This window comes from Bacillus cereus group sp. MYBK79-1, from assembly GCF_051915365.1.
GTDB lineage: Bacteria > Bacillota > Bacilli > Bacillales > Bacillaceae_G > Bacillus_A.
This window is the reverse complement of record NZ_JBQAEO010000008.1, coordinates 132,493-154,220: the sequence shown is the minus strand read 5'-3', so window position 1 is coordinate 154,220 and position 21,728 is coordinate 132,493. Positions and strand designations below refer to the sequence as shown.

Below are 21,728 nucleotides of genomic sequence, written 5' to 3'. Positions count from 1 at the left end.
TTTTATTAGCTATCTATATTTACCAAGCTATAAGGGTAGTACCTACCCCTAAAGAAAATACCAATTACATGGCTAATTTTAGTAAGTTTATACTTGCGTTTACATCTCTATCATGATGGCTATTGCATTCAGGGCAAGTCCACTCTCTAAGGCTTAGATTCTTGACTTCCTTATTTTTATAACCACAGCAAGAACACAATTGGCTACTCGCATAATTCTTAGGTGCGATTATCAAATCGCGACCTTTCCATATTGCTTTATAGTCAAGGTGCTCTCTGAATTTAGCCCAAGATACTTCACTGATTGCTTTTGCTAATTTGTGATTCTTTTGCATGTTCTTCACTTTCAAGTCCTCAATCACAATTACTTGGTTTTCGTTTGTGATTTCATTGCTTATCTTGTGAAGAAAATTATTGCGTTGATTCGCAATCTTCTCATGAAGTCTTGCAACTTGTAACCTGGCCTTGTTTCTATTGTTTGAACCTTTCTTTTTACGCGATAAAGAGCGCTGCAGAAGAGCTAATCTTCTTTCGGCTTTTCTCAACCATTTAGGGTTCTCATATTTCTTGCCATTAGACAATATTGCAAAGTCTTTTAGCCCAACATCAATACCAACTTTTGTATCAACTTTAGGAAACAATTGCTCATTTTCTTCTACTAAAATCGATACAAAGTATTTACCAGTAGGTGTTTGAGACACTGTAGTAGATTTAATTAATCCAAAGAATTGTCTGTGCTGTTTAATCTTTACCAAGGTCTTTAGTTTTGGCAGCTTGATATAACCACTCTCAATGTAGATCGTGCCTTTTTGGTTATTTGTTGTATAACTACGATGGTTATCTTTCTTGCTTTTGAATTTCGGGAATCCAACAGATTTATCACGAAAAAAGTTAGCGTATGCTTTATTCAAATTCATTTGAACATTCGCCAACGCAAGACTATCAACTTCCTTTAGGAATGGAAATTCAGCCTTATATTGTGCAGGCGTAGGATATTTAACAGATTTATCAAGTTTATCCTGTGATTCTTGATAAGATTTGATTCTATCTGCAAGCATCTTGTTGTATACAAATCGAACACATCCAAATGTTTTTGAGAAAAACATTTGTTGTTCTTTATTTGGATAGATACGATATTTGTATGATTTTAACATTTCCTACACCTCACTTTTTCCTTGATTTTCAATATATTTCTATACTACATCTATCGGTGAACCACCCGTAGTAATCAAGCAAAAGCTTCTTGACCAAAACATTTCTTTCCAAAGTTTCTTTCTCACATGGGTAAAGTCTCTCTTGATTAGTCGAGAACTTGCACTTTTATAAGCATTAATGAACTTTGTCATTTCTGTATTCGGATGTGCCTTGAATAAGATATGTACATGGTCTACATCATGATTCCATTCAACTAATGTGATGTTATAGTTTTCAGATAGTCGGACAAACATGTCTTTTGCATAGTCCGACATATCATCATCAAATACATTTCTTCTGTATTTCACGACCAATACAAGGTGATAATACAACAAGAATACTGAATGATTATTGCTATCTAACTTCATTGATATACCAACCTTTACCCTTTATAAGACTGATTATATCTGAGGTGAAAATAAAAGGTAAAGCCTTTTGGCTACGCCAAACCGAAATTCATCTCCCACCTATCGTTGGGCTACGCCCTTCACACGCTTGAGGAAGGAGAATTCTTTCGGGGGAATTCGTTAAAAATAATAAAAATTTGACTTATCATTGTAAAAATGACCGAATTAGTATTTTAGTTTTTGAAACTCTTTTTCATGTGTGTTACAGTATAGTGAGCAGACAAAGAAAAGGAGAAAACATCATGAAAAAATTAAGTTTTGTTATGCTTTTTCTGTTAGTCGTAATGGCTGGATGCAGTAATTATGACACGTATATTGATACAGGTATGCAATCATTGAAAGATGAAAAATATAGTGATGCAACGATGTGGTTTGAAAAAGCGGAAAAAGAAAAGTCAGGAAATGAAGCGAAATCATATAAAGAAGTTTCCGAGAAAATGGATCACGGAGCTACAGCATTAAAAGATGGTAAGTATTTAGAAGCGAAAGACATTGCAAATGAAGTGTTACAAATGAAAAAAGATGATGTACTTGCAACAGCAGTAACATCAAATGCAGAGAATATGCTTCAAAAAGCAAAAGATGTAGAAGAGAAAGTGAATGAAAGAGTAGCAAAGCGGAGAAAAGTAGAAGAAGAAGGAATCGATAAACTCATTAAAGCTGTCGATAGTATAGATGATGTGAAAGAAAAAGAGAAAAAAGTTTCAGAAGCATTAGATAAGGCTGAAGAGGCGCAAGCAAAAATTGAAGCGAAGAAAAATAAATAGAGTAATAGTTTAAAAGGCTGTCGTGTATAACGACAGCCTTTTAATTTTTTGTTGCATAAGAAGTGATGCTATGTAGTAAAAAAGAAATAATTTTAGAATTCCATCTGTCTTCATGATGAATTGTGTAAATGTTACGTTGAAATTCAAATCCAGGGATGGGTATGTAGCATAGTTCATTTCGTTGTACTTCTTGTTCGATAGCGAGTTTAGAAATAAAGGCAACTCCATTACCATATTTTAAAATTTGTTTCATCGTTTCTAATGAATCTAATTCAATTTCAGATTGGAACGTAATGTTATGTGCTAACGTCCATTGTGTAAGTAAATCTCTCGTTGTAGATGGATTACGATGCAATAGTATACGTTCCTTTTCGATATCTTGTAATGATACAGTTTCTTTTTTTGAAAAATGATGTTCTTTGGAGAAAGCAAGAACAAGTGTATCAGGTATTATTTTTGTTTCTTTTAAAAGTGATTCATCAAACGGTGCTGCGGAAATTACACCGAGATCAATTTCATGATTTTGTAGCATCGTTCGAATTTCAGGAGCTGTTTTTACCATGAGGGTTATTTTTATATTCGGAAATTCGCATTGAAATTGGTGAATAATTTCTGGTAAAAGATAAGTCGCTGGTACATAACTAGCGCCAATTGTTATAGCGCCTTTATGAAAATCTTTAAATTCTTGCGTGACCCGCCTAGCTTCTTTCATAAGTGCATCTATTTTACAAGCATAATGATGCAATGCCTCACCAGCCTCTGTTAGGAAATATCTTCCGGATCGTAATTCAAATAAAGAGACACCGAGTTCTTCTTCTAAGCTTTTTATATGGAATGTAATAGTAGGTTGTTTAACACCAAGTTTTTCTGCAACAATCGTAAGTTTTTTATATTTCTTAATAAGCACAACAATTTCTAATTTTAAGAGATTCATGGCAAGTTGCTCCTTTTTCTTTTAACTATAGAAAAAATCTATAGAAATAAATAGTTTATTAGAAGTTTTTTAATTTAATCTTTACAGTACATTAACATTCAGTATAAATCTTCCAGATAGAATGAAAGCAGGTTAAGAGTGAGGGGAGAGAGGTGAAACGATGGATATTAAAATTCATGGATTAGAAAAGACGTTTGGAAAAACGCAGGCGTTAAAACCGTTACAAATTGTGATGAAACAAGGTGAATTCACCACACTGTTAGGACCTTCCGGATGCGGAAAAACGACTTTACTTAGAATGATTGCAGGACTTGAAGAGCCAGATAAAGGTGAAATATATTTTGGAGATAAGTGCATGTATTCTGGTGCGAAAAAAATAAAAACATCTCCTCATGAACGGAATATCGGTATGGTCTTTCAAGATTTTGCTTTATGGCCACATATGACAGTGTTTGAAAATGTTGCATTTGGTTTAAGGGCTACAAAGCAAACGAATCAATTACGGGAAAAAGTAGAAGATGCAATAAAGCGAGTGCGCCTGCGAGGGATGGAGAAAAGATATCCGCATGAACTCTCTGGTGGACAGCAGCAACGTGTCGCATTTGCTAGAGCAATTGTAACAAAACCGCATTTTATTTTGTTTGATGAACCGCTGAGTGCACTCGATGCAATTTTACGAGAAGAAATGAGAATAGAGCTTATGGATATCGTTCGTTCAATCGGTTTAACGGCATTGTATGTCACTCACGATCAAACAGAAGCTATGTCAATGTCAGACCAAATTATTGTTATGAAACAAGGAGAAGTATTACAAAAAGGAACACCAGAAGACATTTATGTGAAGCCATCTCATGAATTTGTTGCAAAATTTGTTGGTAAAGCAAATTGGCTTGTAGAGGGGAAACAAATGGTTCGTCCAGAACATGTAAGCTGGACGAAAAATGAAGTGTGCGAAATGTATACAGGTGAAATTCAGCACGTTACATATGTAGGAGAACGGTATGAAATGAAAGTAAACATGGGGGCACTCGGAATATGGACAGCTTATCACAATAGTAAATTAAGCATCGGTAAGCCAGTATCGTTATATGTACCAAAAAAATGTATTCATCATATAGGGGGAGAATCGTATGAAGAAATTCAGTTCGCTTAAGTCTTTATTTGTATGTACTTTATTATTTTCGGCTGTAGTAACAGGGTGTAGTTCGAAGACAGGTAGTGCAGATGCCAAAAATAAAAATGCGAATGAAAAGAAAATTGTTGTATATAGTGCAGGACCAAAAGGATTAGCAGAAAAGATTCAAAAGGACTTTGAAAAGAAAACAGGTATAAAAGTAGAAATGTTTCAAGGAACAACAGGTAAGATTTTAGCGAGAATGGAAGCTGAAAAGAAAAATCCAGTTGTTGATGTAGTCGTACTTGCATCATTACCAGCGATGGAAGGATTAAAAAAGGATGGGCAAACGTTAGCTTATAAAGAAGCGAAACAAGCTGATAAGCTTCGTTCTGAATGGTCGGACGATAAAGGACATTATTTTGGATATAGTGCTTCAGCGTTAGGAATTGTGTATAACACAAAAAATGTGAAGACGGCGCCTGAAGATTGGAGTGATATAACGAAAGCGGAATGGAAAGGAAAAGTGAATCTTCCAGATCCAGCACTTTCAGGTTCAGCTTTAGACTTTGTAACAGGATATGTGAAAAAGAATGGAAAAGATGGATGGAATTTATTTGAACAGCTTAAGAAAAATGAAGTTACAGTAGCGGGGGCAAATCAAGAAGCATTAGATCCAGTAGTAACAGGTGCGAAAGACATGGTCATTGCTGGTGTTGATTATATGACGTACAGTGCAAAAGCAAAGGGTGAACCGGTTGATATTGTTTATCCAAAAAGCGGAACAGTTATTAGCCCACGAGCAGCAGGGATTATGAAAGATAGTAAAAATGTAGAAGGTGCAAAAGAGTTTATTAATTATTTATTATCAGATGATGTGCAAAAACAAGTTGCTAAAGCGTATTTATTGCCAGGTAGAACAGATATAAAAGCTGAAAATAGACCGAATGTAGAAGAGATTCCGGTATTAAATATTGATTGGAAAACAGTTGAGAAAGAACAAGATGAAATAGGAAAACAATTTAAGAAAGTATTTCAATAAGATGGTGATTACATGGTAAATCGATTCGTATCAGTAAGACAAGTTGGAATGACGGTAGCGTTGTTACTTGTGGCGATGTTAATCGTCATTCCGCTTTTTCTTATTTTATTTTCTAGTGTATATGAAAATAGTAGTTGGAATTTTTTAAAGCCTTTTGAAGTGATGCAGAGTGGTGGATTAGCTGGGATTTTTCTAAACTCGATGCTTTTAGGTGTACTCGTAGTAATAGGAGCAACCGTATTTGCATTTCCATTGGCATTCATTATGAGTAAAACAGATGTTGGAAAGTATAGTAAGTTAGATATTATTTTTATGATTCCATTTATGACACCGCCGTATATTGGATCGATGGGCTGGATTTTGTTCATGCAACCGAACGGCTATTTCGAACAATTTTTTCCGATGCTAAAGACGATTTCATCTTCGTTCTTTAGTTTAGGTGGTATGGTTTTAATTATGAGTCTGCATTTATTCCCATTCCTTTACTTTATGTTGAAAAATACGTTACTTCAAATTGGAAGTAGTAAAGAAGAAGCGGCAGCAGTTCATGGTGGAAACTTTTTCTATCGTTTAAGAAAAATAATATTGCCGTTATTAGTATCAAGTTATGTAATGGGTGCTTTACTCATTTTCGTAAAGACGATTGCTGAATTTGGAACACCGGCTACATTCGGACGAAGAATAGGATTTCATGTGTTAACATCAGAGATTCATAAATTTATTTCGAGTTGGCCGATTGATTTTAGTAGTGCAACAGCATTATCTTCTTTATTACTTAGTGCATGTATGCTCATTTGGTATATGCAAAATGTATTGAATCGAAAGTACTCATATGCAATGGTTAGTGGAAAAGGTGTGAAATCTAAAAGGTATACATTGTCTATATTTACACGGGTTATAGCATGGGCTTATGTAATTGGTTTACTTATAGTATCAATTGGAATCCCGTATTTTTCGATAATTATTGCTTCATTATCGAAATTAAGAGGCGGCGGCTTACAGTTAAACAACTTTACAACGAGCCATTATGAAGCATTATTTACAATTGGATCTCCAGGATTAGAAGCTTTATGGAACAGTTTTCTATTTTCACTTATAACAGCGATTATTGCGGTTATGATTGGAGTGTTTTTGGCGCTTATGATCCGAAAGGGGAAAAAGTCTTCTGAAAAATGGCTTGATATGTGCGGTATGTTACCGAATATGGTACCAGGAATCGTGATGGTTGTAGGGCTTATTTTATTTTGGAATTCACCCTATATGCCCCTGTCAATTTACAATACATCAGTCATGGTTATTGTAACGTACGTTGTTCTTTTTTTACCTTATACGGTGCAGTATGTAAAAGCATCGCTCGGGCAAATTGATGATTCTCTTGTACAGGCAGGAAGTATTTTTTCTGGGAATTATATTTATATTTTTAGAAAAATAATATTACCTCTTATTATCCCGGGAATTCTTGCTGGGTGGGCGATGACATTTACAATCTCGATAAGAGAGTTAGTAGCGTCGCTTCTCGTACTACCTCCATCAGTAGAAACGTCAGCAACATTTATTTTTGCTCAATTTGAACAAGGGGAAGTATCTATAGGAATGGCGATGGCTGTCGTTTCTGTTGGACTTACAACAATCTGCTTATTACTTTTGCAACATATGGAACAAAAACGAAAAGGGGTAGCATGATGAGGATGGAAGTATGGGGAGGAGCGGGAGAATACGGTCGTTCTTGCTACTTCGTAAACAATAAAGAGACGAAAATAGTATTTGATTGTGGCATTAATCGATCATATGAGGATAGTTATCCAAAAATAGAGAGGGAAGTTGTACCGTTTTTAGATGCAGTATTTTTATCGCATATTCATGAAGATCATACGATGGGTTTACCTTTATTAGCGAAGTATGGGTATAAGAAAAAAATTTGGACGACTTGTTATACGAAGGAGAAACTTCCCGCTTATTATGAAAAATGGAGAAACTACAATTTGGCACAAGGATGGAATGTACCTTATAACGACCAAAATGTTAAAGATTTAAATTATGTTTGTATTGATGAGATTAGTAATCCGAATGAATGGATACAGATTACTCCTACATTGCGGTTTCAATGGGGGTATAGTGGGCATGTATTAGGGGCTGTTTGGTTTTTAGTGGATATGAGTCATACATATGTATTTTATTCTGGTGATTATTCAGCAGAGTCTAACATATTGCGAGCTAATTTACCTGAGAAATTACGCGGCGATATAAAAGTTGCAATCGTAGATGCCGCTTATCATACTGATGATGTTTCGCAACATGAACGAGTAAACGAACTGTGTGAAGAAATTGAACGAGTTGCGCAAAAGAAAGGAATAGCGTTACTACCATTGCCACCGCTTGGTAGGGCACAAGATATCGTATTGTATTTATATGAAAAATATAAAGAACTTCCCATTATAGTAGATCAAGAAATTTTGGATGGATTTGAGGAGATGTTCGTATATAAAGATTGGATCAAAAATAATGAAGAACTTGAAGAGATTATGGAGAGTTTAAAAAGAAACATAATCGTTATGGAACATGACATCGGTACGCAAAATAGTTATGGAATAGTTGTAATGAGTGATGCGAATATGCAAACGAAGCGAGCGCAGTTATATTATGAACAACTGCGGCAGGAAGAACGAAATTCCATTATATTTACTGGACATATTGCTAAAGGAAGTTTTGCAGAAAAAGTTTTGAAAGAATGTGTAGATAAAGAATGTAGGGTGAAGCGAGTTCCATATAAAGTTCACCAAAGTATAAGAGATGTGAAAGAGATGCTAAATACATTATTACCAGAACATACGGTGTTAGTACACGCTTTGAAAGAGGATACGGACCGACTACAAGAAAAGCTTAGCATAGCAGGATATGAAAATGTGTATTCACTTGCTATGGAACGTATAGAAGTCATTTAAACTGTAAAGGAGATAGGTATATGAAAAAAGTATTTGTAGTCGTAAGCATTTTCTTTTGTTGTTTCCTTTATAACGTTAAGGAAGGGTTTACTGCCAGTCCGATGACACCTAGTTTTGAAGCGAAATTATTATTAAAACCAGAACAAGTATTAGGTTATAACAAAGAGATGAACGGAGAGGTACTAGAATATTTCAAGGCTGGTACAAATTATGAAAGAATACAAGTGCAATTTTTAGATACGGCAAATAAAAATTTAAGTAATGAAGGTTGGTTTGCGAGAATTCGAAAGAAAGAATTTAGTAAAGATTTTGAGCTAACATATAAAAAAAGATATCCTATTCAAAATGGTGTAATTCAAGATGCACTAGAAGTGGCTAAAAAGGATGGATTTGATAGTAAAACCGATAACTATGAGGCGGAAATAGATTGGGGATTTGAGAAGAAAACATTAAGTATTTCAAATAAGAAAAGCTACAGTGCTAAAGGATATGGAGTACTTGATTTACCAAAAGAACGAGCTGCTCAAAACATGTTAATAGAAAAGTTGCCAGGGAAAATGAACAAATGGTTGTATACGAACTGGGGAGAAGAAATGCTCAAGAACTCTCGTATTTACGGTCCTGTATTAATGAAACGGTATACAGGGGAGTTTGAAAATATAAAAACGAATATTGAAGTTTGGCCACTAAGTAATACAGGGAAAATAGAAGATGATTTCGTAATAGAAGTATCGTTTAAAACAAAAGAGGAAAGTATTGCAAAAGAACAAAGAGAATTATTAATGAAGAGTTTAGAACAAAAAGGATGGTTGTTACCGAAAGATAGTTTGAAGACAGAACTAATTTTTCAGTGAATAGTAAAAAGGAATCCGTAAACATATGGATTCCTTTTTCTAATATATGAGTATTAAGCTAAATCAGCTGACACGAACATAGCATTATTTTGAAGATTTTTAGAGCGTAAACTATAAGCAACTACCTTCTTTTTATATTGCTTTACAACATCAACATGCTCTTCATGACTATAAATGTAAAAGATAAAATCTTTTTTGCCACGTTTTGTATTGATAATTAAAGGCGTGCCCTCATTGTGAGGTGGTGCATAATAGCGATCTAAAAATAAACCTTCGTTAAAATCATGAATAATTTTAGATTTTTGTTCGCCTTCTAAGTTATTTCCATTGATTGTAACAGTCGAATTCTCTTCTTCAAGTTGTGGATGTGTTTCATACTTGCTAATAATGGATTCAATAACAGAGTTGGGAAGGCTAGAAACGATAATTTTAAATGCCCCAAATACAACTAACATAACAATAAACCAAGTCGTCATAGTATATCATCCCCTTTTTCCTATTAAATAATATAACTCATATGGTAATAGTACATATGGTGAAGTTTTGTATAATTTGTGAAAAATATGCCATTTTTATGAACAAAATGTTAGAAAAATCAATTTTGTTACAAAAAGTTGAAATCGAAGTATTTTAAAAGAAAAAGGTTTATAATAAAAATATAACTAATAACAACATTACTAATTATAAGGAAGTGTAACTATGAATACTGTAACAATCGTATATGGTATTATTCTTTCTACAATTATTGTTTTATTTATTGTCGGGGTTTCACGTTATATTCATAAGTGGAAAGAAGGCGTTGCGAAATTAAATCACATCGAAGAAGAACTTAGTGATTTAATGTTACATCATGGTAAGTAAAAAGTTTATTTTTTAACTAAACAATGTGAAGAATATCACAAAACATGCACTCATTATGAAGGCATGTTTTTTTTTATGTGAATGATTAGGCACATTCATACGTTTTTTCCATACGATACAGTGTGAAGATAGAAATGTTCGGAGTGGAAAAGAGGGATAAAATGAGTAGTTCAGGTTATGTTCCAGATAATAAAAATTTAAAGAAAAGCTCAGGAACCCCAAACCTTTTCTTTGATTCGAGAAAAAATGTCTTTTTCAAAAGGGATGAGAAAAACGTTGCATATGAAGTTACGTCAACACAGTTACCAGCGATGATAGGAGGAGCATTTGTTGATTTATTTATGACAAAAGGGCATATGCGGGAACCACATTGGCATCCGAATGCGTGGGAGTTAGATGTTGTAGTATCAGGAGAAGCAGTTACATCCATTTTAAATCCCGAAACGAATCAATTGCAAAATTATCATGTAAAGGCGGGGCAAACTGTCTTTATTCCAATGGGATGGTGGCATTGGATCACAGCGGTAACAGAAGAAGTACAATTACATTTGTTCTTCAATAACGATCAGTTTGAAACAGCAGAAGGATCAGACATACTTAGATTAACACCCCCAGAAGTATTTCAAGCTGCATACGGTGTAAGTGCAGAAAAATTAGGAAAGGACCTTTCGCCCATTAAGGAGTCAGTTGTAATTGGTCCCCCTAACTTAAATCGGTTAAATAGCGTCAAAGAAAATGAGGACTCAAGTATAGTCGTTACGTTAAATGGACAAATAACATCATGTGAAATAGAGTAACTCTTTCATTTTTTAGGAAGAGTTACTCTGTTTTGTATAATTTTGTATTTTGATTCGCTATAATATATTATATAGAAGGGGATTTATCCGACATTAACGGGCAATAAAACTCCCACCTCAAAATTCGACTGGAGCAAAGAAGTTAGGTGGGAGATCAACTGCCCGTAAACGTCCGATTGGTTCAACTAATAATCAGTGGGGGATGAACTAACCCCCCACTGATTATAGTTTCACTTTATAGAGGGGGTATATTGTGAACATATTAAAGATTATAGGAAGTGTTGCAGGAGTCATTATAGTAGCTGTTATAGCTTTCTTTGTTATTATGAAGCACTATTTGTCCAAAGAAGATCCAGATTACGTATTACAGTACATAAAAGAACATAAAGGTGATGAAACGTGTTCATTACTCATTAGAAAAAATGGGGAAGTATTAACATCTATAAATGAAAATAAAAAATTGCCATTAGCGAGTACGGCAAAAATCGTAATAGCAGTTGAGTTTGCTAAACAAGTGTCAGAAGGAAAGATAAGCCGTGATGAAAAAATTTCATTGCAGGAGCTAGAAAAATATTACGTTAAAAACACTGATGGTGGAGCACACCCTGACTGGTTAGAAGATGCAAAAACGAGAGAATTAGTGAAAAATGGACAAATCGCTTTAGAAGAAGTTGCTAAAGGAATGATTCATTATAGTTCTAATGCAAATACAACATATTTGCTAGATAAGCTTGGAATAGAAAGAGTAAATGATAGTTTAAAAGAATTAGAGCTTACTAATCATGACAAGTTCTCTTCGTATACTGCTTCACTATATATGAGAGGGTATGTAGAAAAAGAGCTTCATGAGCCAGAAAATCAATCGTTAGAAATGATACGTAACATGTCAAAGGATGAGTATAATAAACATGTTTTACAAATTCATGAATGGATGAAAGATGAAGCGGAATGGAAAAAACGTGAAATCCCCTTAAAAGTAGATATGGAATTTCAGCGAATTTGGTCAGATCGATTAGTGGGTGCAAACGCTAAAGATTATATGAGTATAATGGAAAAGATAAATAGTAGAAATTATTTTCCAACATCAATGCAAGAAGAAATCGAGAATATTTTCAAAGGAACAGTTAATAATAGTAAGTTAGAATTTGCTGGTCAAAAAGGTGGTTCTACTGCATTCGTATTGACAAAAAGCTTGTATAGTACAGATAAGAAGGGCAATAAGGTAGAAGTTGTCATTATGTTTAACGATATAGAAGATCAAGTTGCATATCAAAAGCTGAGAAATAATGTAGATTATTTTATTCGAGACAGTATAACAAGTGAGGAATTCAAAAATAAATTATAATAGAATAATTTCATTATGTAAACAAGATGCTATTAAAGGTAGGTGTTGAGATGAGGTTGAATGAGTATATGCTTGAAACGTTTCCAAATTTAGAACTTAGACCACCTCTATTTTATAATGGGGATATTGGTATTCGCTTTAGATTAGGTGTGAACTATGATTGCAATAACATTTATGAAAACTGCCCATATTTAGAAGGCGTTTATAATAGAGCGATTACTTTATTTCAGTCTTTACATGCAACAGAAGATGAAATTTATATCGTAGTGGATGTAAATGACTATGCAGACGGTGAAACTTTCAAACACAAATTGAATATCTTTTCTAAGTATGTAAAAGAGAAGTCCGATTTGTTTAAGTTACAGAAAAATACAATCCCTTATATTTTTCCAGAAGACGATGAAGACGGGGTATATAAAACTCATAGATATACTTTGAAATGTAAGGTTTCTGAATTGAAATACATTCCTATGCTAAAAGCAATTTGTAATCAAGATATGGGAATAAAACCGAGTATTTTTCATAGGGTGTATGTTATAAATATTAACAAGAATACTATATTTCACGTTTATGATGATAGGGGTTGTGATGTATTAGCTACCTCTCCTAATACAATTAGGGATATTTATAATACATATAATGATTGGATATTAGATTACGATAGGAATAAAATTGATAAAGTATTTAATTGAATATGGTCTATTTTAAATGAGGGAAACACCGTATTAAGGTGTTTCCCTTTCATAAATATGAAAATCAACATGTAACATTGAAAGCACCTATTATAAAAGTAAAGGGATGTGATGGTAATGTATTGAATTTGGATTAGAAAAAGAAAAGGGAGATGAATAAATGACCACAATATATTTCGTCCGTCATGCCCACTCTACATATACAAAAGAAGAACGGGAACGGCCTTTATCTGAAAAAGGGCATTGTGATGCAGAGAATGTAACGCGCTTATTAAAAGATAAACATATTGATGTTGTGATCTCTAGCCCGTATAAAAGAGCAATTCAAACTGTACAAGGAATTGCGAATATACATAATATATCGATACAAATAGAAGAAGATTTGCGTGAAAGATTATTAAGTACAGAGCCGGTACAGGATTTTGATGATGCTATGGAGAAAGTGTGGGAAGATTGGAATTATGCATACGAAGGCGGAGAATCAAATGCTGTAGCACAAAGACGCGCTGTAATATGTATGCAAAGTATATTAAAAAAATATAAAGGTAAGAATATTGTAATAGGTACCCATGGGAATATTATGGTATTACTTATGAATTATTTTGATTCGAACTATGGTTTTCAGTTTTGGAAAACTCTTCATATGCCTGACGTGTATAAATTAACTTTTGATAATAATTGTTTCAGTTTTGCTGAAAAAATACAGTCTACAGATTATAAGATAAATAATTTGTAAAAGTTTATCAAAAAAAGAGGAAAGAGAGAAGTTATTGTAGAAGTATGACTTTGTAACATAAAAAATATATGTTAAAGGAGGCTGTTTACATGTTTGAGAAAGAGAAAGAAGGGCTTATTGAAGTTCACAACGTATTTGAAATTATACCAGCAGATGGAGCAATTATTGGTATGGCAACGGAAGAAGAAATGGAAATTGCTGCTGAACTAGAGCTGCAGTACTATGCCCATTCTCGTTTGCTAGAAGCAAATATTCAGTTAGACGGTTCCTCCTACAAAGAGTTACTTCAGGAGTTCCAGGAGTACGAAAGAAAATCAATGAGCTTTTGGCGAGCAATACATAAACGTTTAGCTGTGCCATGGGCATGGGTATTACGTATTGACGTTGCGAATGGCCCTATATATGTAAGTAATGGGAATTCGTATTACGAAGAAATCGATGATGAAGAAGATTATGAATAGATAAGTAAGGAAGCAGCGTTAGTTGCTTCCTTTTTTTATTTAGAGAGATTGAATTGCTTCAAGAATAATATCTGGTCGATCATTTTCAATTCCGTGACCAGCATGTTCGGCAAGTATATAATGGCTATGTATTGAGAGTTGTAATTGTTCATGAATCAGTTCTTGCCACATTGATTCTAGTTGTGTCGCTTCGTCTTTTGGCATGCCACCCTCAGTCAACTGAGTAATAGAATAATGAGGATCTCTACCGATAACGATTAATGGTATTTCTAATGTTTTATATAACTCTTTTATTGAGTGAGCACAATTTTTCCATTCATATAATTCAGAAGCTGTCGCTTTATACAATAGAGGAGAGGTAGAAAATTCAATGTACTGTCTTGATTGGTTAGCGATTATAGGCTCTAGTTCATTAGAAAGCCTATCTACATCCATTTTGGAGTATGTATTATATTTTTCAAGCCATATATCATCCGAATCAGTCTGATCAGAAATTGGTAAATGAAGTTCATCTAGTCGGTGTAAGTTCATAGAAGTAGAATCAACTAAAATAAGTGCTCGCAGCTTATCTTCATATAGCATCGCAAAATGTTGTGCACATAAACCTCCATAAGAATGACCGATTAGAATGATTGGCTCGTGAATATCCAGTTTTTGTAGTAACATATGAAGTTCTTTTGTTGCTTGTCTTGTAGTACGTGAATGATTTCCTAGCTCGCTTTTTCCATAACCTGGGCGATGGTATGAAACGACTGTAAAATGCTGTGAAAGCTTTTCCATAATAGGGAGCCAATCATAAAATGAGCAAGTCATTCCGGTTTGAAAGACTACCGTTTGTTTACCACTTCCTTTTATATATACTTCTATCGTTTGCCCCAGTACCTCTACAAGTTTATAAATAATAACCCCTCCTAACTAAGCTTGAAATAGTTTTTGACAAGCAAAAATAATGCACCAACCCCCTATACCGAACAGGACAGATGTACTAAGTGAAAACGAATTTTTTAGACCAATATAGACGATAAATAATAGTAGTGCGGATGCAGGAAATCCATATAATACGCCTATAGCAAATTGACTTAATTCTTGTTTGTTCCCGCCTTCGAAAGAAATCCAAAATAGGCTTAGTAAACTAACGAGTGGAAGGGCAGCAATAAAGCCGCCTATCGTACTATAATGTTTGGCGACTTCAGTAATAACGCCGATAATAAGTGCGGATACGATTACTTTAACGAGGAAATGCATATTTTGCCTCCTTCGCTAATAACGAAAAGGCTTTTTCGATTAATTGTTGTTCTTCTTTTGATAATTGAAATTCTAATATTTTTATTTTTTCTTTATCTAGTAAAGTATGCTTTTCTAATACTTCAATGCCTTCTTTCGTTAAAGTAAGGTTCACAACTCTTTCATCTTGTTTGTTTCTTTCTTTCATGATAAATCCTTTTTGAATAAGGCGCTTTACGTGTTCAGACGCTGTGTTATGAGAGAGACTAAGCTCAGTAGCCACTTTCCCAATTGTTATATCTTTCTCGCGAGAAATGAGTTGTAAAATACGAATGGCTTGGTGAGAAAGGTTGTCCTCATACTCATATCGTAAATGATAATAAATGCTCTCCCAATGCTGATTGATGTCTTTCATAATGATAAATCCTCCTGTTTTTATATCGTACAGTAAGATATATTCGTGAGGATAGAAATAAAATCCTTTTATTTGGATAAAAAATGTTGAAAAAGTTTATTTTTATTGAAATATAAGGTAATCTATGTGTAAAGGTATACATTTAGCAAGAGAGAGGATGATAGCTGTGAATACATTCAAATGGATGAGTCATGAACAGATGTATGTAGATGAAATACATGTTGAAAAATGTGGTCCTCTTTCAGTCGGCGTATATGGGGGAAATCAAGAAAGTGATGCATATGAACGAGGAGATGCGGTACTTGCTTGGTGGGATCCTGAATTACAATTTGAATTTGTTATGATTTTTGATACACACCACAAAACAAAAAATATTGATTATATAATGGAAGCCATTTCAGAAAGAAAAGAGAAACTAAAAGAGCTATTCTCATACCCGATACATTTAGCTTTTCATCATACACATATGTACTTATTAGCGTTATTTACAGATGAGTTGTTTATTGAAAAATGTGATCAAGATGATGAGGAACTTGCATGCTTAATTTGTTTGCGAAAAGGCGAATTTTTATACTGGCTATCAGTTGGTGATTGCTTCGCATATTTATTCCATTCTGAGAAAACGAAGAATGGTAAAGGGCGATTAAATAAACGGAAAAATTACGAATATATTGGTAGGAAAAATATTTTTGCAGCAAATACACCTTGCTTTACGTCAGGTGTAAGAGGATTAGAAAAAGGAATGAATCACATTGTAATGGCAACGGACGGTATTTTAGAATGTGATAAACGAAGGTTTGATGATGATCAATCTTTAGTAGAAATATTGCACGACGGAAATAGCTTGCAGATTGAGCCAGTATTAACAAATGTACTACAGTGGAAAGGTAGAGATTGTGCCACTATTATTGGATGGTCTATTGATACTGAAAATAAACGATGTGCTAATTAATATAAAAGGAGTTCAAGGTTTTTATCCTTGAACTCCTTTTTGTTAAGCGATATGGATGTGATACATTTTTAACCATTCATTTACTTGAAGCATGTATTCCATAGCACTTCTTGCTTCGAAATTGTTAATTTCTTTATTGCTTTCATCGGCAATCGCAAGTAATGTGGAATGATTAATAAGTGAGAAAATAGGATTGTTTTTATTACTGCACATGTCGATTGATAAATGACGGATTGTTTGCAAATAATGTGGGTCTTGTGAAGTTGGATAAGCACTTTTTCTTCTATTGCGTACATCGTCAGGTAAAGCAGGTTTCAGTGCTCTACGTAAAATGCCTTTTTCAATATTATCAATGCTTTTTATGTTGAAAGGAACGTTCCATAAATATTCAACTAATCGATAATCGCAAAACGGTACACGAACTTCAAATCCTACAGCCATACTCATACGGTCTTTACGATCAAGCAAGAACGGGAGAAATCTCGTTAAAAATAAATAAAACATTTGACGTTGTTTCGCGGATTTTTTATTTTCACCTTCAAGAATAGGTACTTCAAGTATCGCTTCTTGGAATCGTTTATCAATATAGTTTTCTAAGTTGCATTCGTTATTTACTTCATTTAGTAGAAGGGGAGATGTATTTTTCCAATTAGTTAGCCACGGAAACTTATCTACATACAGTAATTCTTCTTGGTGAAACCAAGGATATCCACCGAATACTTCATCAGCAGATTCTCCAGATAAAGCTACAGTTGCATCTTTTTTCATTTCGCAAAATAGTAAATATAGTGAAGTTTCCATTTCGCCAGCACTCGGCAAATCTTTTGCACGAAGGGGAACGAATAAGTGATTTGCTAATTCTTCAGCATTCACAATAATGTCATGATGCGATGTCCCTACATGTTCAGAAACACGTTTTACCCAAGGAGCGTCTAAACCGGTGCGAGCAAATGTTAGCTCGAAATCTTTTGCGCTATTTACAAAGTCAACGGAATACGTATGAAGTGTTTTATTTTCAGCAGCAAATTCTTTTCCCGCTAATGCAGTAATACCGCTAGAATCTAATCCTCCTGATAACATACAGACGAGAGGAACATCGGCAATTAATTGTCTTTTTACTGTATCTTGTAAAATAGATAAAATATGTGATGATGTATCTTCAGTACAGTCTGTATGAACTTTACTTTCTAAATTCCAATATTTCTTAACTACTTTTTTATCACGTGTAAACGTTATAGAATGTCCAGCACGCACTTCTTGAATATGTTTAAAGACGCCACATCCTGGAGTTCTAAATAAGCCCAATCCAAATATTTCGTTTATGCCATTCGCATCAATTTCAGCAGGAACAGACGGATGAGCTAATAATGCTTTTATTTCAGATCCGAAAATAATACTGTCATTTCTTTCTGTATAAAAGAGTGGCTTTACGCCTAAGTGATCACGTGCTAAAAACAATTGTTGCTTCTGGTCATCCCATAAGGCGAAAGCGAAAATGCCGTTTAAATGTTGCACGCAGTCTTCTTTCCATTCTAAATAAGCATGTAGTAATACTTCTGTATCTGAATGCGTTTCAAATGCATGACCACATTGTTGAAGTTGCTCTCTAAGTTCACGGAAATTATAAATTTCTCCATTATAAGTAAGAGCATACGTATAATCACCAGCACGAAATGTCTTCGGTTGTGTCCCGCCTTCTGGATCAATAACAATTAAACGCCGGTGTGCAAAGGCAGCACGAGGTGAAAACCAAAAACCTTCAGCATCAGGCCCACGATGCTGAATACAATTTGCCATCTTTTCTAAAATAACATGTTGATTTGAAAGGTCTTCCTTCCAATCTACCCAACCTGTAATTCCACACATACACATCTCATCTCCTAATTTAAAATGTTGAAAAAGTAGATTAATGAAATAAAATGTACATTAAGTTAAAGAATGACTATATAAATAGTGTACTACATGAAATAAAGGGTAGACTTGAGAAAATTTTCTTGTAATACATAGTTATGTGAGACAATAGCTAAGGGAAAGTATTCCATAACATACAAAAAATAAAAAAAGATGAGAGAAAATATTTTGTAAGACGTTATATAGGGTGTAAAAGCTTTTACAAAAAAATAAGGGGACTCGCTACATGAAATCAAATGAGAAAAATTTTATAAAAAGATTACAACGGCAAAAAGAAGATGCGCTGGAATTCGTTGTCGATACATACTTACCACTCATAAAAGGAATCACGCACAAAGTTCTTCTTCCAGTTCAAAATGACGGACTCATTGAGGAATGTGTAAACGATATATTTCTTTCCATTTGGAATAACGCAAATAAATTTCATGGAGAGCAGAGTGACTTTAAAAAATGGATTGCGGCGATTGCGAAATTTAAAGCGATTGATTATTACCGAAAAGCAACTAGAAAAGTAGAAATTATTTCAGATGAGTTTCATATTAGTACGGAAAAGTCAGCTGAAGATGAATTAATCGTTATGGAAGATAGGGAAGAGTTATTGAAGCTTATTAATCAATTAGAACCGTTAGATCAAAAGGTGTTCATTATGAAATATCTTCTCGGTATGAAGACAGAAGAAATAGGAGACAAGTTAGGGTTAACTCGGGCAGCGATAGATAATCGTGTGTACCGTGGGAAAAAGAAACTACAACAAAATGCTACGAATATTAGTTTTGGAGGTAATGCCATATGAAAGACATTTATGAACTATTAAATGACATTGATATAGATGAAAAAGAACTTGAGGAAATTGAGGTTTCTGAAATTGAAAAAGAAAAAGTGAAGCGCAATGTAAAACAATCGATACGTACGAAGAAAAAGATGAAAAGTTGGAAAAAAGGTGTTGCTGCTGCATCTATTTTAGTAGGATTATCAGTTGCAACGCTTGGTATCGGATTTCCTACATATGCTGGGGGATTGCCAATTGTAGGTGATATATTTCGATTTTTAGATAATGGTAGAACAGGGGTGTATGAAAATTATAAAGCTGACGTAGAGAAGACGGCGGAGCTTCATAATAATTATAAACAATACGCTATAGTACTAAATATGATAAAAGAAAGCAATGGAATTAAGATAACGGTAAATGATGCGATTTTCGATGGGAAGACAGTATCAATAAACTATTCTATAGAAAGTAACAGAGATTTAGGCAAAAATCCAAGTACATTGGATTTTTTAACTATTAAAGGAGCAGGTGCCCAATCAGGAAGCAATAAAATTACTAAAGTCGCTGATAGAAAATATACAGGTTCAATAAAAACAAGCAGCGATCTAGTTAGTAGTAAAGAAACTACAGTGAACATTGAATGGAGTATAAAAAGTATAGACATTTTAGAAACAGAAGAAACGATAAAGGGGGATTGGAATTTTAATATTAATCTAAGAGGAATAGAAAATAAAGAGCAATTGATTAGAGGTAGTACAGAAAAAGATGGTGTAAAAGTAAATATGGAGAGAATGGAAATAACACCAATGTCGTTTATTTTATACTACAACCAAGAAGTATCTCAAGAAATAAGGGGTGTATGGGATGGAGTGGATATCGATTTAGAAGTGAGGGATGATTTAGGTAATCAGTATTCTGGGGAAGGAAATGGAGGCTCAGGTGAAGATTCTTATAATTTTAATTGGAGTAAAACATTCCAACAACTCAATGAGAACGCAACCAAGCTAATTATAACGCCTCACGTTAATTTAAGAATTCACACTCCTGAAAATTATGGTTCGGTAACAATAGTTGGAGGACAAGTAAAGGAGAGTTTCGTGTCTCGAAAACGGGGAGGCAATAAGGGTATTGTGTTAGATGATATTGTCATTGATTTAAAGAAATAGAAGAGAGACTGCCTAAAACCGTTAGGCAGTCTTTTTTACATCAATAACTAGTTACGAGCAACGCATGCGGATGCTGCGTTTTATATTCATCTTTCCACGGAATGTTTAGTTGTTCCCACGATTCGCCGCTATCATTGGATTGAAAGACGCCGTTGTTATTTAAAGTGTAAAACGTATGTGGTTCTGCTGGATTTGTAGCAAACATCGAAATGACTGTACCGATTGCAGATGGTAGACCTTGCTGTACTTGCTCGAAAGGAGTATCTTTCGTTTTTCGATAAATATAAGATTCATAAGGAATACGGTGATGAGCGAGATCGGCACTTGGTGCGGCAGAAACGAGAATTGTATCGCAATCAGCCGGATCGATAGCCATGCTATATAGATAATGATGTTCAAGTCCTTCACTGCATGAGATCCAGCTGTTTCCACTGTTATAACTTTCAAGATATGCACGATCAGGTCCGCCCATAAATCCGTCACCACATGATGCATAAAGGCGATTTGGAGCGTCAGGGTGCATGAGTAATTGATGAGCATCGATAGGAGCACCGAACTTTTTATCAATCCAAGTATGCCCTCTATCATTACTTTGAATAACAGCACCTGCTTCAATTGAAACATGGATTGTATTTGGAGTGTTTGGATCAACTGTAATCCAGCGTACGTGATGGGTGAAAGGTCTAGGCGGAAAAGCCCACGTATAAGAAGATAATAATGATTTCATATTTTTAAGTTCAGTCCACGTTTCACCACCATTTTCTGAACGGAATAAAGCGCTCGGCTCTGTGCCGACATAAACGACGCCGTAGCCGTTAATTTGTTCATTAGGGCTTATCGTAATGGAAGTAATCGAAGAATATAAAATACCATCCTCTTTAGGGAAATCAAAGTAACGATAGGAATCACCAATTGGTTTCCACGAATCTCCGCCATCGTCGCTTAACCATAAACCTCGTCCAAATGTTCCGCAATATACACGGTTTTGTTGGAATGGATCAACAGCGATACAGGTAGGTTGCATATTTTGTAAGTGATAAGTTGTTTCAAAGTGACCATATTGTTCTTTCACTACAACAAGTTCACGTTCCATACAGAGAAATAAACGTTTCATATTAGTAACCTCCTTCAAATTTCTTTCATTAG

Annotated in this window: 25 protein-coding genes; 16 read left to right on the top strand and 9 right to left on the bottom strand. The window is 34.4% G+C overall.

The window, feature by feature from the left end:
• Positions 1 to 64 precede the first annotated feature (64 nt).
• Together tnpB and tnpA are read right to left on the bottom strand one after the other, a co-directional pair.
• The gene (tnpB, locus tag ACTFOB_RS15175) at positions 65 to 1,153 is read right to left on the bottom strand and encodes an IS200/IS605 family element RNA-guided endonuclease TnpB (protein WP_440027135.1); all 1,089 of its coding nucleotides are present in this window, start codon (positions 1,151 to 1,153) and stop codon (positions 65 to 67) included.
• A gap of 39 nt (positions 1,154 to 1,192) precedes the next feature.
• On the bottom strand, positions 1,193 to 1,561 hold the full coding sequence (tnpA, locus tag ACTFOB_RS15170) for an IS200/IS605 family transposase (RefSeq protein ID WP_440027137.1): 369 nt from the start codon (positions 1,559 to 1,561) through the stop codon (positions 1,193 to 1,195).
• Between the two features lie 281 nt (positions 1,562 to 1,842).
• Between tnpA and ACTFOB_RS15165 the strand changes: the two genes are divergently transcribed.
• The gene (locus ACTFOB_RS15165; protein ID WP_440027139.1) at positions 1,843 to 2,367 is read left to right on the top strand and encodes a hypothetical protein; all 525 of its coding nucleotides are present in this window, start codon (positions 1,843 to 1,845) and stop codon (positions 2,365 to 2,367) included.
• A gap of 40 nt (positions 2,368 to 2,407) precedes the next feature.
• Here the strand turns inward: ACTFOB_RS15165 and ACTFOB_RS15160 are convergent, their stop codons facing one another.
• Positions 2,408 to 3,301 (bottom strand): LysR substrate-binding domain-containing protein, encoded by an 894-nt coding sequence (locus ACTFOB_RS15160; protein WP_440027141.1) that lies wholly within the window; start codon positions 3,299 to 3,301, stop codon positions 2,408 to 2,410.
• A 160-nt stretch (positions 3,302 to 3,461) separates the two neighbouring features.
• On the opposite strand from ACTFOB_RS15160, the gene ACTFOB_RS15155 reads away from it, so the two are divergent.
• Genes ACTFOB_RS15155 through ACTFOB_RS15135 form a run of 5 tightly spaced genes read left to right on the top strand, consistent with a single transcriptional unit; the run spans position 3,462 to position 9,253 of the window.
• Positions 3,462 to 4,454 (top strand): ABC transporter ATP-binding protein, encoded by a 993-nt coding sequence (locus ACTFOB_RS15155; RefSeq protein WP_440027143.1) that lies wholly within the window; start codon positions 3,462 to 3,464, stop codon positions 4,452 to 4,454.
• Positions 4,432 to 5,457 (top strand): extracellular solute-binding protein, encoded by a 1,026-nt coding sequence (locus ACTFOB_RS15150; RefSeq protein WP_440027145.1) that lies wholly within the window; start codon positions 4,432 to 4,434, stop codon positions 5,455 to 5,457. Before ACTFOB_RS15155 ends, ACTFOB_RS15150 begins: the two co-directional genes overlap by 23 nt.
• A gap of 12 nt (positions 5,458 to 5,469) precedes the next feature.
• Positions 5,470 to 7,140, top strand: coding sequence for an ABC transporter permease (locus tag ACTFOB_RS15145; RefSeq protein WP_440027147.1), 1,671 nt, complete (start codon positions 5,470 to 5,472; stop codon positions 7,138 to 7,140).
• Entirely contained in the window at positions 7,137 to 8,399 is a 1,263-nt protein-coding gene (locus ACTFOB_RS15140; RefSeq protein ID WP_440027149.1) for an MBL fold metallo-hydrolase, read from the top strand. The genes ACTFOB_RS15145 and ACTFOB_RS15140 overlap by 4 nt, the downstream gene beginning before the upstream one ends.
• Positions 8,400 to 8,419: 20 nt before the next feature.
• Positions 8,420 to 9,253, top strand: coding sequence for a hypothetical protein (locus ACTFOB_RS15135; protein WP_440027151.1), 834 nt, complete (start codon positions 8,420 to 8,422; stop codon positions 9,251 to 9,253).
• Positions 9,254 to 9,306: 53 nt separating this feature from the next.
• On the opposite strand, the gene ACTFOB_RS15130 is transcribed toward ACTFOB_RS15135, so the two are convergent.
• Positions 9,307 to 9,729: a YfmQ family protein gene (locus ACTFOB_RS15130; RefSeq protein WP_440027153.1), complete on the bottom strand. Its 423-nt coding sequence runs from the start codon at positions 9,727 to 9,729 to the stop codon at positions 9,307 to 9,309.
• Between the two features lie 41 nt (positions 9,730 to 9,770).
• On the opposite strand from ACTFOB_RS15130, the gene ACTFOB_RS15125 reads away from it, so the two are divergent.
• The 7 genes from ACTFOB_RS15125 to ACTFOB_RS15095 all read left to right on the top strand — a co-directional run bounded on the left by ACTFOB_RS15125 (position 9,771) and on the right by ACTFOB_RS15095 (position 14,145).
• Positions 9,771 to 9,887: a multidrug transporter MatE gene (locus ACTFOB_RS15125; protein ID WP_080685354.1), complete on the top strand. Its 117-nt coding sequence runs from the start codon at positions 9,771 to 9,773 to the stop codon at positions 9,885 to 9,887.
• A 65-nt stretch (positions 9,888 to 9,952) separates the two neighbouring features.
• The gene (locus tag ACTFOB_RS15120; protein ID WP_440027155.1) at positions 9,953 to 10,114 is read left to right on the top strand and encodes a peptidase; all 162 of its coding nucleotides are present in this window, start codon (positions 9,953 to 9,955) and stop codon (positions 10,112 to 10,114) included.
• Positions 10,115 to 10,275: 161 nt separating this feature from the next.
• Positions 10,276 to 10,911 (top strand): cupin domain-containing protein, encoded by a 636-nt coding sequence (locus ACTFOB_RS15115; RefSeq protein WP_440027157.1) that lies wholly within the window; start codon positions 10,276 to 10,278, stop codon positions 10,909 to 10,911.
• Positions 10,912 to 11,164: 253 nt separating this feature from the next.
• Positions 11,165 to 12,256, top strand: a complete 1,092-nt coding sequence (locus ACTFOB_RS15110) for a serine hydrolase (RefSeq protein ID WP_440027159.1) — start codon at positions 11,165 to 11,167, stop codon at positions 12,254 to 12,256.
• A 50-nt stretch (positions 12,257 to 12,306) separates the two neighbouring features.
• Positions 12,307 to 12,948, top strand: coding sequence for a DUF3885 domain-containing protein (locus tag ACTFOB_RS15105; protein WP_440027367.1), 642 nt, complete (start codon positions 12,307 to 12,309; stop codon positions 12,946 to 12,948).
• A 160-nt stretch (positions 12,949 to 13,108) separates the two neighbouring features.
• The gene (locus tag ACTFOB_RS15100; RefSeq protein ID WP_440027161.1) at positions 13,109 to 13,684 is read left to right on the top strand and encodes a histidine phosphatase family protein; all 576 of its coding nucleotides are present in this window, start codon (positions 13,109 to 13,111) and stop codon (positions 13,682 to 13,684) included.
• A gap of 89 nt (positions 13,685 to 13,773) precedes the next feature.
• Positions 13,774 to 14,145, top strand: coding sequence for a hypothetical protein (locus ACTFOB_RS15095; protein WP_440027163.1), 372 nt, complete (start codon positions 13,774 to 13,776; stop codon positions 14,143 to 14,145).
• 39 nt (positions 14,146 to 14,184) lie between these two features.
• On the opposite strand, the gene ACTFOB_RS15090 is transcribed toward ACTFOB_RS15095, so the two are convergent.
• From ACTFOB_RS15090 to ACTFOB_RS15080, 3 genes are read right to left on the bottom strand one after another with little or no spacing between them, the layout of a single operon-like run.
• Positions 14,185 to 15,000 carry an alpha/beta fold hydrolase gene (locus tag ACTFOB_RS15090; RefSeq protein WP_440027368.1) on the bottom strand — a complete coding sequence of 272 codons (816 nt, stop codon included), beginning with the start codon at positions 14,998 to 15,000 and terminating at the stop codon, positions 14,185 to 14,187.
• A gap of 60 nt (positions 15,001 to 15,060) precedes the next feature.
• Entirely contained in the window at positions 15,061 to 15,390 is a 330-nt protein-coding gene (locus tag ACTFOB_RS15085) for a DUF3147 family protein (RefSeq protein ID WP_098130823.1), read from the bottom strand.
• On the bottom strand, positions 15,374 to 15,784 hold the full coding sequence (locus tag ACTFOB_RS15080; protein WP_440027164.1) for a MarR family winged helix-turn-helix transcriptional regulator: 411 nt from the start codon (positions 15,782 to 15,784) through the stop codon (positions 15,374 to 15,376). Before ACTFOB_RS15080 ends, ACTFOB_RS15085 begins: the two co-directional genes overlap by 17 nt.
• Before the next feature lie 124 nt (positions 15,785 to 15,908).
• On the opposite strand from ACTFOB_RS15080, the gene ACTFOB_RS15075 reads away from it, so the two are divergent.
• Positions 15,909 to 16,736 carry a protein phosphatase 2C domain-containing protein gene (locus tag ACTFOB_RS15075; RefSeq protein ID WP_440027166.1) on the top strand — a complete coding sequence of 276 codons (828 nt, stop codon included), beginning with the start codon at positions 15,909 to 15,911 and terminating at the stop codon, positions 16,734 to 16,736.
• A 42-nt stretch (positions 16,737 to 16,778) separates the two neighbouring features.
• Here ACTFOB_RS15075 and asnB read toward each other — a convergent pair whose 3' ends face one another.
• Positions 16,779 to 18,602 carry an asparagine synthase (glutamine-hydrolyzing) gene (gene asnB / locus ACTFOB_RS15070; RefSeq protein WP_440027168.1) on the bottom strand — a complete coding sequence of 608 codons (1,824 nt, stop codon included), beginning with the start codon at positions 18,600 to 18,602 and terminating at the stop codon, positions 16,779 to 16,781.
• A gap of 271 nt (positions 18,603 to 18,873) precedes the next feature.
• On the opposite strand from asnB, the gene ACTFOB_RS15065 reads away from it, so the two are divergent.
• Both ACTFOB_RS15065 and ACTFOB_RS15060 read left to right on the top strand, forming a co-directional pair.
• Positions 18,874 to 19,440 (top strand): sigma-70 family RNA polymerase sigma factor, encoded by a 567-nt coding sequence (locus ACTFOB_RS15065; protein WP_440027170.1) that lies wholly within the window; start codon positions 18,874 to 18,876, stop codon positions 19,438 to 19,440.
• Complete coding sequence (locus ACTFOB_RS15060) at positions 19,437 to 20,582, top strand: DUF4179 domain-containing protein (RefSeq protein WP_440027172.1); 1,146 nt, start codon at positions 19,437 to 19,439, stop codon at positions 20,580 to 20,582. Before ACTFOB_RS15065 ends, ACTFOB_RS15060 begins: the two co-directional genes overlap by 4 nt.
• A 40-nt stretch (positions 20,583 to 20,622) precedes the next feature.
• Here the strand turns inward: ACTFOB_RS15060 and ACTFOB_RS15055 are convergent, their stop codons facing one another.
• A complete protein-coding gene (locus tag ACTFOB_RS15055; RefSeq protein ID WP_440027175.1) occupies positions 20,623 to 21,696 on the bottom strand; it encodes a glycosyl hydrolase in 1,074 nt (357 codons plus the stop codon).
• Between the last annotated feature and the right edge of the window lie 32 nt (positions 21,697 to 21,728).